This window comes from Herbaspirillum sp. 3R11, from assembly GCF_004563925.1.
GTDB lineage: Bacteria > Pseudomonadota > Gammaproteobacteria > Burkholderiales > Burkholderiaceae_D > Herbaspirillum.
Genome location: NZ_SPNJ01000005.1, coordinates 266,372 through 282,091 on the forward strand (window position 1 = coordinate 266,372; position 15,720 = coordinate 282,091).

Here is a 15,720-nt window from a genome sequence, read left to right on the forward strand (position 1 = left end):
CCAAATTGTGGCACGAAAGGCGCAGCGAATAAACCCATTTTGAGGATTCATTCGTATTTTCCTGAGTACTCCCGTGGCGAGACGGTATCCGGCATGGTTAATCAAGCGCGAAAAAAAAATCCGCCCGGAAGGGCGGATTCGTTTGATGCGCTCGACGATGTTCAGTCGACCAGTGCCCGGGCTTCTGCAACCTGGCCACGATACGCGTCAAAAATATTGCGCAGCGTGTCGGCCATGGTGAAGGTCGGCTTCCAGTTCAGTTCTTCACAGGTGTTGGTGATCTTCGGCACGCGGTTCTGCACGTCCTGGTAACCCTTGCCGTAATAGGCGGTGGAGGTGGTTTCAACCAGTTTGACCTGCTTGGCCGAATCGGCGTATTCCGGATATTCGGTCGCCAGCTTCAACATCATGTCGGCGAGGTCGCGGATCGAATAATTGTTGACGGGGTTGCCGATATTGTAGATCTTGCCGGTGGCGATGCCGCCTTCGTTGGCGATGATCTTCATCAGCGCATCGATACCGTCATCGATATAGGTGAAGGCGCGCTTTTGCTGGCCGCCGTCGACCAGCGAGATGTTCTCGCCGCGCACGATGTGACCGAAGAACTGGGTCACGACGCGTGAGCTGCCTTCTTTCGGTGTATGGATCGAATCCAGGCCGGCGCCGATCCAGTTGAACGGACGGAACAGCGTGAAGTTCAGATTGTCTTCCATGCCGTAGCCCCAGATCACGCGATCCATCAGTTGCTTGGAGCAGGAATAAATCCAGCGCGGCTTGTTGATCGGGCCGCAAATCAGTTCGGATTCTTCGGAATCGAATTCGTCGTCATGGCACATGCCATACACTTCCGACGTCGATGGGAACACCAGGTGCTTGCCGTACTTGGCGGCTGCACGCACGATCGGCAGGTTGGCTTCGAAGTCCAGTTCGAACACGCGCAGCGGCTTGTTGACGTAAGTCGATGGCGTCGCGATGGCGACCAGCGGCAGGATCACGTCGCATTTCTTGACGTGGTATTCGACCCATTCCTTGTTGATCGTGATGTCGCCTTCGAAGAAGTGCATGCGCGATTTGTAAGCCTCGTTTTCGAGGACGTCGGTGATGCGGTCGGTCATCATGTCCATGCCGTAGACATGCCAGTCCGTGGTTTCCAGGATGCGCTTGGACAGGTGGTGGCCGATGAAGCCGTTGACGCCGAGAATGAGGACTTTTTTCATAATAATTGGACGGCTTAGACAGCCATGTATTTCAGATAATTGTTAAGAGAGACGTCCTGATCGTTGATCTGGATGCCCAGGATTTGCAGATAGTTGCCGTCGCCGCAACGTGCGTAGAGACGGCCGCCTTCAAAGAACTTGTCTTGAGCGCCATGCGACCTCTCAAGCGTTGGACGGGCCGATGCCGGCACCAATCGTGTTCTCACCAGCGTGATTTTATCACCTGCGATTTCCTCGAAGGCGCCGGGATAGGGTGGCGCGACCGTGCGAACCAGATTATGCACGTATTGGGCAGGCTTTTTCCAGTCGATCCGGCCGTCTTCCGGCTTGCGGCCGCCGAAGTAGCTGCCCTTGGTGAGGTCGTTGGGCAGCTTTGGCGTGCGTCCGGCCAGCATCAGCGGCAGTACGCGCCACAGGGTTTGCTCGGCGGCAACCACGACCTTGCCGAACACTTCGAACGCGGTGTCGTCCGGCAGGATAGGCACCGCAGTTTGCGCAACGATGGCGCCGGCGTCCGGCTTGGCAGCCATTTCATGCAGCGTGGCGCCGGTTTCGGTCTCGCCGTGCAGCACCGCCCAGTTGATCGGCACGCGGCCGCGGTACTTCGGCAGCAGCGAGCCGTGCATGTTGTAGGCGCCGTGCTTGGCCAGCGCCAGCAGGTTGACCGGCAGCATGTGGCGATAATAGAAACTGAAGATGAAGTCCGGCTGCGCAGCCTGCACTTGGGTGAGCAGTTGCGGCGACTTCGGATCTTCCGGCGTGATGTACGGGATGCCGTATTCGCGGCACACGCCGGCGACCGAATTGAACCAGATATTCTCGGTCGCGCTGTCTTCATGGGTCACCACCAGCGCTACCTTCACACCGCGCGCGAGCAGCACCTTCAGGCAGCGTACGCCGACGTCGTGATAGGCAAAGACGACCGCGTTCATGAGCTCTGCTTGTCCTGATCGTAAGACTGCTCCAGCACGGCCTGGACCACATAACGTGGACGTGCGCGTACCTGCAGGTAGATGCGGCCGATGTATTCGCCCAGCAAACCGATGCCGAACAGGATCACGCCGATCAGGAAGAAGGTGATCGCGAACAGCGTGAAGACGCCTTGCACTTCAGCACCGAGGATGAAGCGGCGGATCACCATCAGGATGAACAGCGCGGCGGAGGCAAACGACAGTCCGATGCCGAGCAGCGAAAAGAATTGCAGCGGCACCAGCGAGAAGCCGGTGACCAGGTCGAAGTTCAGGCGGATCAGGCTGTACAGCGAATACTTCGATTCGCCGGCCGCGCGTTCTTCATGCTCGACGATGATTTCCGTCGGCTTGCGCGCAAAGGTATACGCCAGCGCCGGCACGAAGGTATTGACTTCGCGGCACTGGTTGATCAGGTCGATGACGTTGCGACCGTAGGCGCGCAGCATGTTGCCCTGATCGGTCATCTTGATGTGGGTGATCTTTTCACGCAGGCGGTTCATGGCCTTGGAGGCCAGGGTGCGCCACGCCGAATCCTGGCGCTGGCGGCGGATCGAGCCGACGTAATCGTAGCCCTCGCGAATCTTGGCCACCAGGTTGCCGATTTCTTCCGGCGGGTTCTGCAGGTCGGCATCGAGCGTAATGACGATGTCGCCGCGGGTTGCGTCGAACCCGGCCAGGATCGCCATGTGCTGGCCGTAGTTGCCGTTGAAGAGCACCACGCGGGTAACGTCCGGGCGCAGGCGATACTGATCGGCCAGGATGGCGGCAGACCTGTCGCGGCTGCCGTCGTTGACGTAAATGATTTCGTAGGGCATGCCGAGAGCGTCCAGCGCCGGATAGAGGCGGTCGAACAGCTTGGCGAGGCCGGATTCCTCGTTATAGACGGGAATGACGACGGAAATTTCTGGTTTCATCAAAGCCTGGAATGAAAAATTGCTGTACTGAAAGCGTTACTGTAAACCATGCAATGCAAGCCGCATACCATGCGCCGGTTTGCGGCCGGTTCGGGCAATCATGCCGCCGTTGTTGCCTGGCGGACATGGTTGTGCTGGCCAACTTATGCGAGCACGGATTTTACCGCGCCGACTGCGCGCTCGATATCTTCTTTACTCATTGCAGTAAACATCGGCAGCGACACGATCAGGCGACCGACGCGCTCGGCGATCGGGAACATGCCTTCCTTGAAGCCGCGATCGCGGTACAGCTTGAGCAGGTGGATCGGTGGATAGTGGTAGCCGATGCCGATCTGGCGCTCCATCATCTTCTCCATGAAGGCGGCGCGCGTGATGCGTTCCGGCAAGACCAGCTGGTACATGTGCCAGTTGGAGTTCTCGAAGTCGGCGACAGGCAGCTGGGCGCCGCTTTGCGCTTCGAAGTCAGGGCCGAACACCTCGAAATAATGCTGCGCCAGGCCGCGGCGCTTTTCGGTGATCGCGTCGATGTGGGCAAACTGGCCCAGGCCGATTGCGGCTGCGATATCGGTCATGTTGAACTTGCCGCCCAGTACATCGACTTCCAAGCCGTCGAAGCCGCTGCGGGTGACGCCTTGCAGGCGGTATTTTTCGGCCAGGCGCGCTTCATCAGGATTATTGACGACCAGACAACCGCCTTCGGAGCTCGTCACGTTCTTGTTGGCCTGGAAGCTGAACGAGACAAAGTCGCCGAACGCGCCGATACGCTTGCCTTTCCAGGTCGAACCGAGTGCCTGGGCGGCGTCTTCGATCACGCGCAGGTTGTGTTTTTTTGCGATCGCGTACAGGCGATCCATGTCGACCGGCAGGCCCGACAGGTAGACCGGGATCACGGCCTTGGTGCGCGGCGTGATGGCGGCTTCGAGTTTGTCGAGGTCGATGTTGCGGGTGATTGGGTCGATGTCGGCGAAGACAGGCGTGGCGCCGGTTTCGATGATGACATTGGCGGTGGCGACCCAGGAAATCGGCGTCGTGATGACTTCATCGCCGGCGCCGATACCGGCAATGCGCAGCGCGATTTCCATGGTGCAGGTGCCGGAATTGAACGTGCGCACGATGCGGCCGTCCAGATAGTCGGACAGGGCCTTCTCAAATGCCTGCACCTTGGGGCCGCTGGTGATCCAGCCGGAGCGAAGCACATCGGCGACGGCGGCGATGGTGGGTTCGTCGATGGTCGGTTTGGAGAACGGCAAGAAGGGCAGAGCAGGCTGAACAGGTTGAGTCATGTGGGCTCGCAATAATCTGGGGTGGTGAATTCAGTCGGCCGCGCCGGCGATGATGTCGCTCCGGCGCGAGCCGCCTATTGTAAATCAGCCAAGTCGGCCGGATCAGTTGGATCAGCGGATCAACTCTTCGTCAGCAGAATAACGCCGACGATGATCACGCCGATGGCCAGGATGCGCTGCGCCGACACCACTTCGCCGAGGAAATACCAGGCACCGACAGCGTTGATGATGTAGCCCAGCGACAGCAGCGGATAGGCGATCGTCACATCCACACGCGACAGTCCGATGATCCACACGCCGACCGAAATCACATAGCAGGTCAGGCCGCCGATGATCGGCAACTGCGTGGCCAGCTTGATCCCGGTGGAGAGCCAGTTCTCCGCCGTCAGGTGGATTGCGCCGACGGCATTGGTGCCGGCCTTGAGCAGCAGCTGCGCGACGGCGTTGAGGCAAATGCCGACGAAGATGAAACCGAAGGTGGTGATATTCATGGCGCAGCCTTCGGGTTCTTTTCGGTAACGTCGGGATTGTTCGCCACAATCACGCGGCGCGGATCCTGGCCGATCAGGCGCATCGGAATGCCCCGTTGTTTCAGGTCGGCGTAGACGGACGGATCGATGATGGCGATATCCTTCTTGCCGGCGGTGTGGTCGGCGACCCATTGCGCGACGAAGGCGTCAATCGTCGGCAGCCACAGTTGCGGCTCCTGCTTCAGGCCGAATTCCATTTCGTCGGCATGGCGCACCAGCGTCATCGTGCGTTGCAAATAGAACGGCAAGGCCTGTTCGTAGCGGCCGACCAGATACATCGGGGTTTCCGGCGTCAATTCAGCTTGCAGTGCCGGAACGTAATCGATACCGGCCGAATAGCGGCCTTGCGGGTCGTGACCCAGCATCAACAATTGTCCACTGACGAAAGTCGCTGCGGCGAGGAATACCACCGCCAGGTCTTTGTGCGAGCGGGCAAAACGGATCGCCAGCACTGCGCCCACGAAGGCAATGACGGTTGCGGCATAAATCCACGGCACGTGGGCGGTCACCAGCGGCAGCGAGTAAGCGTCCTTGGCCAGATTCGGCACGCGCGATATGAAGGCCATTCCGATGGCGCAAGGTACTGCCACCACGGTTGCCGACCAGATGATCGCCTTGGACGACGAGCGCTCCAGATAGCTGGCGATCAGCAGCGCCAGCGTCGGAAAGATCGGCAGGATGTAGGACGGCAGCTTCGAGCTGGAAATGCTGAAGAACACGAAAATGAATACCGACCATATCAGCAGCATCTTGCGCGGCTGGAATTTGCCGTTGGTCAGGCTGTTGAAGCTGCTGTTGCCCTGGTCTTCGCGCAGCCCGTGCAGCAGGCTTTGTACGAGTACGCCCAGCCACGGCAGGATGCCCAGCAGCAGGATCGGGAGGAAGTAGTACCACGGACCGGTGCGGCTATGGATCTTGGTCGTGAAGCGCTGGAAGTGTTCGTGGATGAAGAAGAATTGCGGGAATTCCGGATTCTTCAGCGATACCAGCACGAACCACGGTGTGGTGATGACGAAGAACAGGATCAGGCCCTTGATCAGGTGCAGCCTTTTCCAGATCGCCCAGTCGCGCGAGAAGATCGTGTACAGCACCAGCACCGCGCCCGGCAGCACGATGCCGATCAGTCCCTTGGACAGGACCGCCAGCGCCATGCCGGCCCAGCACAGTAGCATCCAGTTGCGCTGTTCGTCGCGATTGGCGTCGTTGCGTTGCGCCAGCAGCAGGGCGCAGATGCTCAGCGTCATCATGCCGGCCAGGCCCATGTCCAACGAGTTGATGTGGCCCATGCCGGCCCAGAAGAAGCTCGACGCCAGCACCAGCGGTGCATAGAACGCCACGCGCGCGTTGAACACGCGACGGCCGGTGTAGGCGACCAGGCCGATGCCGAACAGGCCGCACAGGCCGGTCCACAGCCGCGCCTGCCATTCGCCGAGGCCGAACAGCTCGAAGGTGACGGCGTTCATCCAGGTTTGCAGCGGCGGCTTTTCGAAATACTTGATGCCGTTGAGGCGGGTGGTGATCCAGTCCTGGGTGGCGACCATCTCACGGGCCATTTCGGCGTAGCGGCCTTCGTCGGTCGGCACCAGGGTGCGCGCGCCGAGCATGTAGAACCAGATCAGCAGGAAAAAGATGAGCAGCGTCCAGACGAACGCTTTGGATTTGTACAAGTCGCGCATTGCGGCGAGGTCCTTAAGCTGGTTTTGGTTCGAGAATCAATGCCAGTGCCACTTTGCGGCCCTCTGCCATGAGAATGTTGTATGTGCGACATGCCGCCTGGTTGTCCATGCACTCGACGCCGATGCGGCGCGCGGTGAGGACGGCGGTCAGCTTCGGATGGACGAAGCGCTGGCGCGCGCCGGTGCCGAGAATCACGACATCGGGCCGGGTGGCGTCGATCTGGTCGAAATGTTCGGCGGTCAATGCGTCGAACGAGGTCACCGGCCAGGGCGCAGGCGGAGTTTCCGGCAGTACGATCAGGCTCTGCTCGAAGCGGATCGCATTGAGCTCGACGCCGGTGTCGTCGTAGGAGGAAACGGTCTGGTATTGCTGGGTTTCTGTGGAATGGAGCTTCATGGCGCGCAGTGCCAAAATGCCGCCGGCGATGGTGCGGCCCGGGCTATTTTCGGCAATAAGGTCTTAAAGTGCTGCATTGTAGCGTTTTCCGGTTCAGGACTATGTTTTATTCATTGATAAAATGGAAGGCTTTCGGCAAAATGGCCGGTTCCGGCGGCTCTGCCGGGCAAGCCAGGCCAGCCAAGTAAGCTGAGCAAGCCGAACCTGCAGTTCAGGCTCATTCAAAGGATTAGTACCGTGCGACCGATTCAAAAATCGAAAAAACTGGCGGATGTCTGTTACGACATCCGTGGCCCCGTGCTGGAAAAAGCGCGGCAAATGGAAGAAGAAGGCCACAAGATCATCAAGCTGAACATCGGCAACCTGGCCGCCTTCGGTTTCGATGCGCCCGATGAAATCGTGCAGGACATGATCCGCAACATGGGCAACGCCTCCGGCTACACTGATTCCAAGGGCCTGTTCGCGCCGCGCAAGTCGGTCATGCACTACACCCAGCAAAAGAATATCCAGGGCGTCACCATCGACGACATCTACCTCGGCAACGGTGCGTCCGAGCTGATCGTGATGAGCGTCAACGCCTTGCTCAACACCGGCGACGAAGTGCTGGTGCCGTCGCCCGACTATCCGCTGTGGACCGCCGCAGTCAGCCTGTCGGGCGGCACGCCGGTCCACTACGTCTGCGACGAGCAGCAGGGTTGGCAGCCGGATATCGCCGACATTCGCAAGAAGATCACGCCCAACACCAGGGCGATCGTGGTCATCAACCCGAACAATCCGACCGGCGCCCTGTACTCCACCGAAGTGCTCAAGGAGCTGGTCGAAGTCGCGCGCCAGCATCAGCTGATCATTTTCGCCGACGAGATCTACGACAAGGTCCTGTACGACGGCAACACGCATACCTCGCTGGCCTCGCTGGCCGACGACGTGCTGTTCATCACCTTCAACGGCCTGTCCAAGAACTATCGTTCCTGCGGCTACCGCGCCGGCTGGATGGTGGTCTCGGGCGAAAAGAAGCACGCCAAGGATTACATCGAAGGTCTCAATATGCTGGCGTCGATGCGCCTGTGCGCCAATGCGCCGGGGCAGTACGCCATCCAGACCGCGCTGGGCGGCTACCAGAGCATCAACGACCTGGTCGCGCCGACCGGCCGTCTGGCCAAGCAGCGCGACCTCGCGCACAAGCTGCTCACCGACATTCCGGGCGTGACCTGCGTCAAGCCGAAGTCGGCGCTGTACATGTTCCCGCGCCTTGATCCGGAGATTTATCCGATCAAGGACGACCAGGAGTTCGCCTACGAGCTGCTGGCCGAAGAGAAAGTGCTGATCGTCCAGGGCACCGGCTTCAACTGCCCGACGCCGGACCACTTCCGCGTGGTGTTCCTGCCGAACACCGATGACCTGACCGAATCGATGGGCCGCATTGCGCACTTCCTCGAAGGTTATCGCCGGCGCCACGGCACCAACTGAACCACACATGATTCACCGGCTTGCTCCGCACGTGGCGGGGCAGGCCGGCAATTCCGGTTTTACCGCAGCACCCGTCAGCAATCGTTTTTATTTCGGCCGACGGCTTTTTTTATCAACCACGAAGACAATATGAAATCCATCAAAGTAGGTTTGCTCGGCATCGGCACCGTGGGTTCCGGTACTTTCAATGTATTGAAGCGCAATCAGGAAGAAATTGCGCGGCGCGCAGGGCGCGGCATTGAAATTACCATGGTGGCCGATCTGAACACGGAGCGCGCCACCGAGCTGACCAATGGACAAGTCAAGGTTGTCAACGACGCCAATCTGGTGGTTAACGATCCGGACATCGATATTGTCATCGAGCTCATCGGCGGCTATGGCCTCGCCAAGGACCTGGTCCTGAAGGCGATCGCCAACGGCAAGCACGTCGTCACCGCCAACAAGGCGCTGATCGCCACGCACGGTAATGAAATTTTCAAGGCCGCGCAGGAAAAGGGCGTGATGGTCGCATTCGAAGCGGCGGTCGCCGGCGGCATTCCGATCATCAAGGCTTTGCGCGAAGGCCTCACCGCCAATCGCATCCAGTGGATCGCGGGCATCATCAACGGCACCACCAATTTCATCCTGTCCGAAATGCGCGACAAGGGACTGGACTTCGACGTCGTGCTGAAAGAGGCGCAACGCCTGGGCTACGCCGAAGCGGATCCGACCTTCGACATCGAAGGTGTGGACGCAGCGCACAAGCTGACCATCATGGCCTCGATCGCCTTCGGCATCCCGGTGCAGTTCGACAAGGCGCACGTGGAAGGCATCACCAAGCTGCAGGCCACCGACATCCGCTACGCCGAGCAACTGGGCTACCGCATCAAGCTGCTGGGCATCACCCGCCAGACCGAAAAGGGCATTGAACTGCGCGTGCATCCGACGCTGATTCCGACCGGTCGCCTGATCGCCAACGTCGAAGGCGCCATGAACGCCGTGATGGTGCGCGGCGACGCCGTCGGCGAGACGCTGTACTACGGCAAGGGCGCCGGTTCCGAACCGACCGCCTCAGCCGTGATCGCCGATCTGGTCGACATCACGCGCCTGGCTACGGCCGATCCGGAACACCGCGTGCCGTCGCTGGCGTTCCAGCCGAACGCCATGGCCGACACGCCGGTGTTGCCGATTCAGGACGTCACCACCAGCTACTACCTGCGCATGCATGTGGCCGACAAGCCGGGCGTGCTGGCCGACGTCACGCGCATCCTGGCGGACTCGTCGATTTCGATCGACGCCATGTTGCAGAAGGAGCCGGCCGAAGGCGAACAGCAGACCGACATCATCATGCTCACGCACCAGACTCAAGAGCGCAACATCGAGGCGGCCATCGCCAAGATCGAAGCGCTGTCTACCGTCATGGGCAGTGTCATGAAGATTCGTCTGGAAGAGCTGAACTAAGCACTTCTAAGCACTTTCAGCGCTGCATGAAAAAGGAGGCTTCGGCCTCCTTTTTTCTTTCCGCAAAATCATCCGGACAATAAAAAAGGGCGCCGCAGGGCGCCCTTTTTCATGGTGGAACCGAAGTCCCTTTAAATTACTTCTTCGCAGCCGGAATCTCGTAGCCGCATACCATTTGCAGCATGATTTCGCCGACGGAGCTTGGCGCCGGCTTGGCGAACTGCATACTCTTCAAGGCATCCGAGTGATCGCGCTTGGCGCCCTTGCCGTCGTTTTCCGCGAAGATCACTTCGCGCGTCAGCTTCAAGGTCTGTTCCTTGCAGTTGTATTGGTGCATGTCCTGGTACGACTTCAGGGTCGGGAAGCCGCTGTCGTTGTTGGGACGCGCCTCTTTGAAATTCCACATCGACCAGGCTTCGCGGATGCCCTTGCTTTCCTTGATCGAATCGACGTCCATTGACAATTCGGCCTGATCGGTGCCCCCGATCGACTGCCAGTTTTCCGCGTGGGCGGCGCCGGCGCACAGCAGAGTCGGGACGCTCAACATCAAAATCCATTTTTTCATCATGTGTCCATTTCTATCCGGTGGGGCGCAAGAGCGCGTGGAGTATGCGACGACGCTGTGGCTGCATACGCGTCAGGGCTGCCAGCATAACGTGCCGCCGGAGCGCTTACAAGCCTGGTAACGTTTTATTTCACTTCCTTGGACGGGAGCGGAGAAAGGAGGAGCGAGGAGGGGACGGCGGAAGAATAAAAATCCGGCGCGCGCGGGGCGCGCGCCGGAGTGGAGAGTCATTTGAAAATGACGGTCTTTTGTTCTTGTACGGTTTCCTGCTGGCGCTCGATGCGGCGTGAGCTGCGGCTGGAGCCGGCCGGATTGAACTGCGCTTCCATCTCGCCGGCGACAGCGTCGCCCAGCGAACGCGACACTTCCTGCATGACCTTGCTCTTGTTGAGCGAAATCACGGTGCCGGCGGCATTGGCCAGACGTACGTCGGAGCCTTCGCCCATGGCCGAGAACGCCGCCTTGATCTCATAGGTGCGGGTATTGATCAGCGAAAATTCGCCCACCAGTTCCAGCGCCAGCGAGAACGACACCGCATTCGAACCTTGTACCGGATTGCTTTCCTGGCGGAAGTCGATGTTGTTGATCGTGCCGAACAACACGTAGTCTGCGCCAGGGTAGTAACCCTTCTTGATGCGGTCGATGATGTCGAACAGCTTCTCGGTGTTTTGCTGGGTCCAGGGTTTGCCCTGCACCAGGCGGTACGAGCCCGACTTCAACAATTCACCCTTGATGTCCGCCGTGAACTTGCGCAGCTCGCCGCGGCTGATCGTGGTGATGGTGCCGGAGGCGGCGATTACCGAGCTCTCGCCGCGGCTCGATGCGCGTTCCGACATCGAGGCCGACGACGCAAAGTTGGAGTCGCTGGCGCGCGCATTGGCGGAGTAGCTGTTGTTGTGTTTTTCGCGCGCTTCGAAGTATTGGAAATATTCCTTTACCTTCTCTTCGTACGACAGGTCGGTGACGGCGATCTTGGGCAGGTTCTGCGCCTGCCCAAGCGTCGGCGCCGCCAGCGTCAACGCGAACGCCAGCGAAGCCAGCAGTGCGTTGAACATCCGGGATGGCGATGTCGGCATGGGGAAATCCTCTCTCAACATTGGTGAACGGGAATCAACGCTTGGAGGTCTTGCGAATTTCCTTCTCGTCGGCCCATTCGATGGTGCCGGACTCGATGTTGGTCATGATCAGGCTGAACTTGTAATACACGTCCGTGGTGTTGCTGCTGCGCTTGACGATGGACGTGATGTTGCCTTCGATGCGGAACTGTGCGCCTTCCATCTTGCCGACCTTGGCGGTGGCCGACTTCTTGTACAGGCCGGTGTTGTTCTGACGGGTCAGTTCGTCGGTCTGGTTCTGCATGCCGACGATGTCGGTGGCGAAGCGCATGGTGCCGCCCTTGAGCAATTGCACGCGGATCGAATCGGTGATCGAGCGGGTGTCGATGTATTCACTGGTCTTGTTCTTGACGTCGGCGATGGTCACCAGCGGCTTGCTTTTGTAGCCGGCTGCGGATTGGCCCAGCGAACGCGCCATCGATTCGGCGATGGTCTGCAGGTCGGTCGAGCCGAATTCATTGGTGACTTGTTCGACGGCCTTGGCGTCGCCGTACTGGACATTGCTGCCGACCGTCGGTGTGCCGGTCTGGGCGCAGCCGAACAGCAAAGCGGAAATCAGGGTCAGGCCGGCGTAGCGGGCAGTGGTGTGCATCATGGCAATTCCTTGTGGTAATCAGTTATGTGAATCAAAGCGGAGACGGAGACCGGTGTGGTCTCAGCGACCCATTAAAGGAGCGTCGCTGGTCGACAGCGATTTGTTGATGGTGGCGCTGAACTGGATCGTGAAGTCGCGCGCCTTGGTGGTCGGCGAGACCATCTGCAGCGTCAGTTTTTGTTCGCCGTTGACCAGCAGCGGCTTCCACGGCTCGTCGTCCCACACCTGGAAGCCGGTTTCGTCCATCCATTTGACGCGGTAGTAAGCCGTGTGCTGGCGATTGTCGCGGTTGGTGAGCTCGGCCTGGACGTTGAGCAGGCCGTTTTGCTCGCGCATGCGCAGGCCGGTGAATTCCAGCGAGGCCGGCGCGCCCAGCAATTCGATTTTGGAGGCGATGGATTGCGCTTGTGCCGGCATGGCTTGCATGCCGAGCGCGAGCGCGGACGCCAGTGCGCCTGCGCGCAATGCGTGTTTGATGTTCATGTGGTCGATTCCCTGTTTAATCCTGTTTTCAACGCCCGTGTGATCACGGTGCGGTGACACTGGCCGATACCGGCACAATGGCTTTTTTCTTGCTGTTGTTGCTGGCGACTGTTGCAGCTTTTTCCAAGGGTGCAGCGGTTGTGACTACAGCTGCATCGGCGCCAGTATTCTTGCTGTTGTTCGCCGCCACTTTCTTGCCGGTGGTTTTGGCTTTGGCGGTCTTCACCGGAGCGATCGGTTTTTCCGGTGTGGCCAGGGCCAACGCTGCCTGCTCGGCATTATAGGGGGTCTGCGCCAGATAAAGCGAGGGACCCGAGGTGCGCAGCGACACCATCGCGTAGGCGCCGGAGACGCCGACTTCGCGCAATTGCGGGCCGGTCGCGGTCGGCAGCAGGATCTTGTGCATGCCCGGCGCCAGTTTCACGCGCGCCACCGAGAAGAAGCCCGGCAGGGTGCGCCAGGTGCGTTCATCGGCGACTTCGCCCAGCATGGTTCCGGCTTTGGCGGCGATGCTCAGCAGCGAACCGAACATGCCCAGCGAGCCGGAATTATCGTCGATGGCTTTTTGCGCGATGCCCTTGGTGATCGCACGGATGGAGGAGCGCGCGATGATGCCCGGCATTTCATCCGACAGCGCGCGGCGCGCCATCTGGTCGACGCTGGTCAGCAGAGCGACTTGCACCGGCTTGTCGTCGACCGTGATGCTGGCGGGGACCACCGAATTGTCGGCGGCGCGGATGACCGGCCACGAAATCGGCGTGGCAATCAGGCTCAAGCCGCTGCGGCCTGGAATCGGCAGGATGATCGGCAAGGTCATCGAACTGATCGCTGGCGCGCTGCCCGATTCGATCACGATGAGCGTATCGACCAGCTTCGGCGAACGGCTGCGCACGCGACCGTCCAGGCCTTTCAGGCCTTCTTCCAGTGTGGCCTGGCCGGGACGCATTTCAATCGCCTTGCGATAGCCGGCGGCCGCAAGCGACGGTTCGCCCAGACCTTCATAGACGAAGCCGGCCAGATAGTTGGCGAACGCCGATTCGTAGGAATTCTTGAGCCCGCGTACGGCTGGGTCTTCCAGCGTTTCCACCGGATAGCCGTTGAGCTCCTTGAAGGAAGTGGTCTTCAGGCCCTTCGATTCGGCGGTGCTCTTGGCGGCGTCGAGTTCCTTGCTGCGGAAGTCGGCGATGATCGCTTCGCGCTCGTGCATCTTCTTGATTTCGGTACGTGCCGAATCCCAGTCGCCGATGGCCAGATGGTCAAGCGCCAGGCGCAGGTTGATGAAGACCTTTTCGTAGTCGCGGCCGTCGTAGCGGCGCGTGGTGTCGTTGAGGATGATGGAGCCGACGTCGCCCAGCAGTTTGGACGGATCGGTCTTGACCTGATCTTCCCAGCCGCGCACCTTTTCGTCGGCGGCCAGCCAGGTTTCCTTGCTGGCCTCGTAGGAACCCTTCATGCGCAGCAGTTCGCCTTTTTCCATGAAGTAGAGCAGGTCCTTGTCCTTGTCGGGATTCTGCTGTTCCAGCGCCTGCAGTGCCAGATCCGCGCTGCCGGACTTCATGGCGTCGACCGTGGTGGTCGCCTTGCGGTCGTAGCCGTTGGTGGCGCAACCGGCCACCAGCGAGATCAGGCAGACACTGCCGCCGATGTTTTTTCCGAGCCGCTTGATGGCGAACGCCATGGATTTGTTTTGATCTTGCATTTTTTATCCTCCCCAGGATATGAGCTGCTTATGAGCTGCTGCCGAAAGATGCCGGCAGGCATTTTTTTGTTGCATTTATTGTAAAGACGGCCGTCGAAAAAAGCCTCATTCGTTTGAATGAGATAGCGAAATGTTCTATGCTCGGCTACAGGGATAGAAGTCGCGAACAAAGAACGTCAAACAATGCGATTCAGGGGTGTCTTATGTCAACGGGGAATGCGGAACAGCGCTTCGGCCAGCTGGTGGAGTTGATTTACGACTCCGTCCAGGATCTGAGCCGGATCGCGCCAGCCATGGAAATGATCTGCCGCGAGGTGGGCGCCATCGCCGGACACTACGTCCACATGGATGTGGAAAGCCGCGAAGTGATCGCGTCTTGCGTGAGCAACAGCGACTACCAGGCCGGCGATCTCGAGTACAAGGAATACTACAGCCAGGTCGACGACCGCCTCGGCTGGCTTGCCACCGGGCAGGTCGGCGAATGGCGCGCCGATCATCAGCGTTTCGACGAGCGCTTCGTGCGCAAGAGCGAAATCTACAACGACTTCCTGTTCAAATACGGCGGCCGCCACATGGTAGTCGGACGCATCGGCGAGCGCACCACGCAATCCGAGGCGATCGCCTTCCTGCGCCCGTTGGGCGCAGAAGAATATGCCGAAACCGAATACGCCTTCCTGCGCAGCCTGTCGCCACACCTGATCCGCTCGGCCACGTTGCGCGCGCGCATGCAGACGTTGGAGCGCCAGCAGTCGGCGAGTGAATCTGTGGTGGCGCACCTGCCTTACGGCACGCTATGGATCAACGCCGCCGGCCGCATCGTCTCGCTCAATCCGCAGGCAACCGCCATCCTCGCTGCCGGCGACGGCCTGTCCGTGCGCAACGACAAGCTGGCGGTGTCCGAACCGGCGGACGCTGAGCGGCTGCAGTACGCGCTGCGCATGGCGACCGCGATGGAGCCGCGCCAGGGACAATGGTTCGCCATCGCGCGCCGCAAGCAATCGACGCCGCTGCTGGTGTCGGTGATCCCGGCGACGATTCCTGCCGCGCTCGATCCCCTGTGCGGCGGTCCGTTTGCGTTGCTGATCCTGCAGGACATGGCGCGCCAGCGTGTTTCGCGTTCGGCGCAGCTGCAGGTCATCTATCGCCTGACGCCGGCCGAAACGCGGCTGGCCGAAGCCTTGCTCGAGAACGACACCATTGAATCGTATGCGCTCAAGAACGACATCAGCCGCAACACCGTGCGCACCCATCTGGCCAGCCTGTTCGCCAAGACCGGCGCCAAGCGCCAGGCGGAACTGATTCGCACCTTGCTGGCGTCGCAGCCGCACGTGATGCTTTAGCAAGGCAAAAACGCGGATTCCGTCCGCG

At 60.0% G+C, this 15,720-nt stretch carries 15 protein-coding genes; 3 read left to right on the forward strand and 12 right to left on the reverse strand.

The features are described from left to right. Window positions 1-161: 161 nt before the first annotated feature. The 7 genes from E4P32_RS21310 to E4P32_RS21340 form a co-directional block, all read right to left on the reverse strand. Window positions 162-1,217 carry a bifunctional UDP-4-keto-pentose/UDP-xylose synthase gene (locus E4P32_RS21310; protein WP_167735740.1) on the reverse strand — a complete coding sequence of 352 codons (1,056 nt, stop codon included), beginning with the start codon at window positions 1,215-1,217 and terminating at the stop codon, window positions 162-164. Between the two features lie 14 nt (window positions 1,218-1,231). After that, window positions 1,232-2,149 (reverse strand): formyltransferase, encoded by a 918-nt coding sequence (locus E4P32_RS21315; RefSeq protein WP_116435572.1) that lies wholly within the window; start codon window positions 2,147-2,149, stop codon window positions 1,232-1,234. Then, the gene (locus E4P32_RS21320) at window positions 2,146-3,102 is read right to left on the reverse strand and encodes a glycosyltransferase (protein WP_116435573.1); all 957 of its coding nucleotides are present in this window, start codon (window positions 3,100-3,102) and stop codon (window positions 2,146-2,148) included. The genes E4P32_RS21315 and E4P32_RS21320 overlap by 4 nt, the downstream gene beginning before the upstream one ends. A gap of 143 nt (window positions 3,103-3,245) precedes the next feature. After that, entirely contained in the window at window positions 3,246-4,385 is a 1,140-nt protein-coding gene (locus E4P32_RS21325; protein ID WP_116435574.1) for a DegT/DnrJ/EryC1/StrS aminotransferase family protein, read from the reverse strand. Between the two features lie 119 nt (window positions 4,386-4,504). Continuing rightward, window positions 4,505-4,876 carry an EamA family transporter gene (locus E4P32_RS21330; protein WP_116435575.1) on the reverse strand — a complete coding sequence of 124 codons (372 nt, stop codon included), beginning with the start codon at window positions 4,874-4,876 and terminating at the stop codon, window positions 4,505-4,507. Continuing rightward, complete coding sequence (locus tag E4P32_RS21335) at window positions 4,873-6,591, reverse strand: glycosyltransferase family 39 protein (RefSeq protein WP_116435576.1); 1,719 nt, start codon at window positions 6,589-6,591, stop codon at window positions 4,873-4,875. The genes E4P32_RS21330 and E4P32_RS21335 overlap by 4 nt, the downstream gene beginning before the upstream one ends. 13 nt (window positions 6,592-6,604) lie before the next feature. Continuing rightward, entirely contained in the window at window positions 6,605-6,988 is a 384-nt protein-coding gene (locus E4P32_RS21340) for an Mth938-like domain-containing protein (protein WP_116435726.1), read from the reverse strand. A 237-nt stretch (window positions 6,989-7,225) separates the two neighbouring features. Here E4P32_RS21340 and E4P32_RS21345 point away from each other — a divergent pair, with 237 nt between their 5' ends. Beyond that, window positions 7,226-8,455, forward strand: coding sequence for a pyridoxal phosphate-dependent aminotransferase (locus E4P32_RS21345; protein ID WP_116435577.1), 1,230 nt, complete (start codon window positions 7,226-7,228; stop codon window positions 8,453-8,455). A gap of 129 nt (window positions 8,456-8,584) precedes the next feature. After that, on the forward strand, window positions 8,585-9,895 hold the full coding sequence (locus E4P32_RS21350) for a homoserine dehydrogenase (protein WP_116435578.1): 1,311 nt from the start codon (window positions 8,585-8,587) through the stop codon (window positions 9,893-9,895). 136 nt (window positions 9,896-10,031) lie between these two features. Here E4P32_RS21350 and E4P32_RS21355 read toward each other — a convergent pair whose 3' ends face one another. The 5 genes from E4P32_RS21355 to E4P32_RS21375 form a co-directional block, all read right to left on the reverse strand. Then, the gene (locus E4P32_RS21355; protein ID WP_233526722.1) at window positions 10,032-10,442 is read right to left on the reverse strand and encodes a surface-adhesin E family protein; all 411 of its coding nucleotides are present in this window, start codon (window positions 10,440-10,442) and stop codon (window positions 10,032-10,034) included. A gap of 245 nt (window positions 10,443-10,687) precedes the next feature. Next, complete coding sequence (locus tag E4P32_RS21360) at window positions 10,688-11,536, reverse strand: penicillin-binding protein activator LpoB (protein WP_158559740.1); 849 nt, start codon at window positions 11,534-11,536, stop codon at window positions 10,688-10,690. 34 nt (window positions 11,537-11,570) lie between these two features. Then, window positions 11,571-12,170, reverse strand: a complete 600-nt coding sequence (gene lpoB, locus E4P32_RS21365) for a penicillin-binding protein activator LpoB (RefSeq protein ID WP_116435580.1) — start codon at window positions 12,168-12,170, stop codon at window positions 11,571-11,573. A gap of 60 nt (window positions 12,171-12,230) precedes the next feature. After that, on the reverse strand, window positions 12,231-12,653 hold the full coding sequence (locus tag E4P32_RS21370) for a YcfL family protein (protein WP_116435581.1): 423 nt from the start codon (window positions 12,651-12,653) through the stop codon (window positions 12,231-12,233). A gap of 43 nt (window positions 12,654-12,696) precedes the next feature. After that, complete coding sequence (locus tag E4P32_RS21375) at window positions 12,697-14,352, reverse strand: hypothetical protein (protein WP_116435582.1); 1,656 nt, start codon at window positions 14,350-14,352, stop codon at window positions 12,697-12,699. A 203-nt stretch (window positions 14,353-14,555) separates the two neighbouring features. On the opposite strand from E4P32_RS21375, the gene E4P32_RS21380 reads away from it, so the two are divergent. Beyond that, the gene (locus E4P32_RS21380) at window positions 14,556-15,692 is read left to right on the forward strand and encodes a helix-turn-helix transcriptional regulator (protein WP_116435583.1); all 1,137 of its coding nucleotides are present in this window, start codon (window positions 14,556-14,558) and stop codon (window positions 15,690-15,692) included. Window positions 15,693-15,720: the final 28 nt, after the last annotated feature.

Coding starts and splice junctions, on each gene's coding strand:
- E4P32_RS21310 (WP_167735740.1), bottom strand. CDS start 1,217: ATGAAAAAAGTCCTCATTCTCGGCGTCAACGGCTTCATCGGCCACCAC.
- E4P32_RS21315 (WP_116435572.1), bottom strand. CDS start 2,149: ATGAACGCGGTCGTCTTTGCCTATCACGACGTCGGCGTACGCTGCCTG.
- E4P32_RS21320 (WP_116435573.1), bottom strand. CDS start 3,102: ATGAAACCAGAAATTTCCGTCGTCATTCCCGTCTATAACGAGGAATCC.
- E4P32_RS21325 (WP_116435574.1), bottom strand. CDS start 4,385: ATGACTCAACCTGTTCAGCCTGCTCTGCCCTTCTTGCCGTTCTCCAAA.
- E4P32_RS21330 (WP_116435575.1), bottom strand. CDS start 4,876: ATGAATATCACCACCTTCGGTTTCATCTTCGTCGGCATTTGCCTCAAC.
- E4P32_RS21335 (WP_116435576.1), bottom strand. CDS start 6,591: ATGCGCGACTTGTACAAATCCAAAGCGTTCGTCTGGACGCTGCTCATC.
- E4P32_RS21340 (WP_116435726.1), bottom strand. CDS start 6,988: ATGAAGCTCCATTCCACAGAAACCCAGCAATACCAGACCGTTTCCTCC.
- E4P32_RS21350 (WP_116435578.1), top strand. CDS start 8,585: ATGAAATCCATCAAAGTAGGTTTGCTCGGCATCGGCACCGTGGGTTCC.
- E4P32_RS21355 (WP_233526722.1), bottom strand. CDS start 10,442: ATGTTGAGCGTCCCGACTCTGCTGTGCGCCGGCGCCGCCCACGCGGAA.
- E4P32_RS21360 (WP_158559740.1), bottom strand. CDS start 11,536: ATGCCGACATCGCCATCCCGGATGTTCAACGCACTGCTGGCTTCGCTG.
- lpoB (WP_116435580.1), bottom strand. CDS start 12,170: ATGATGCACACCACTGCCCGCTACGCCGGCCTGACCCTGATTTCCGCT.
- E4P32_RS21370 (WP_116435581.1), bottom strand. CDS start 12,653: ATGAACATCAAACACGCATTGCGCGCAGGCGCACTGGCGTCCGCGCTC.
- E4P32_RS21375 (WP_116435582.1), bottom strand. CDS start 14,352: ATGCAAGATCAAAACAAATCCATGGCGTTCGCCATCAAGCGGCTCGGA.
- E4P32_RS21380 (WP_116435583.1), top strand. CDS start 14,556: ATGTCAACGGGGAATGCGGAACAGCGCTTCGGCCAGCTGGTGGAGTTG.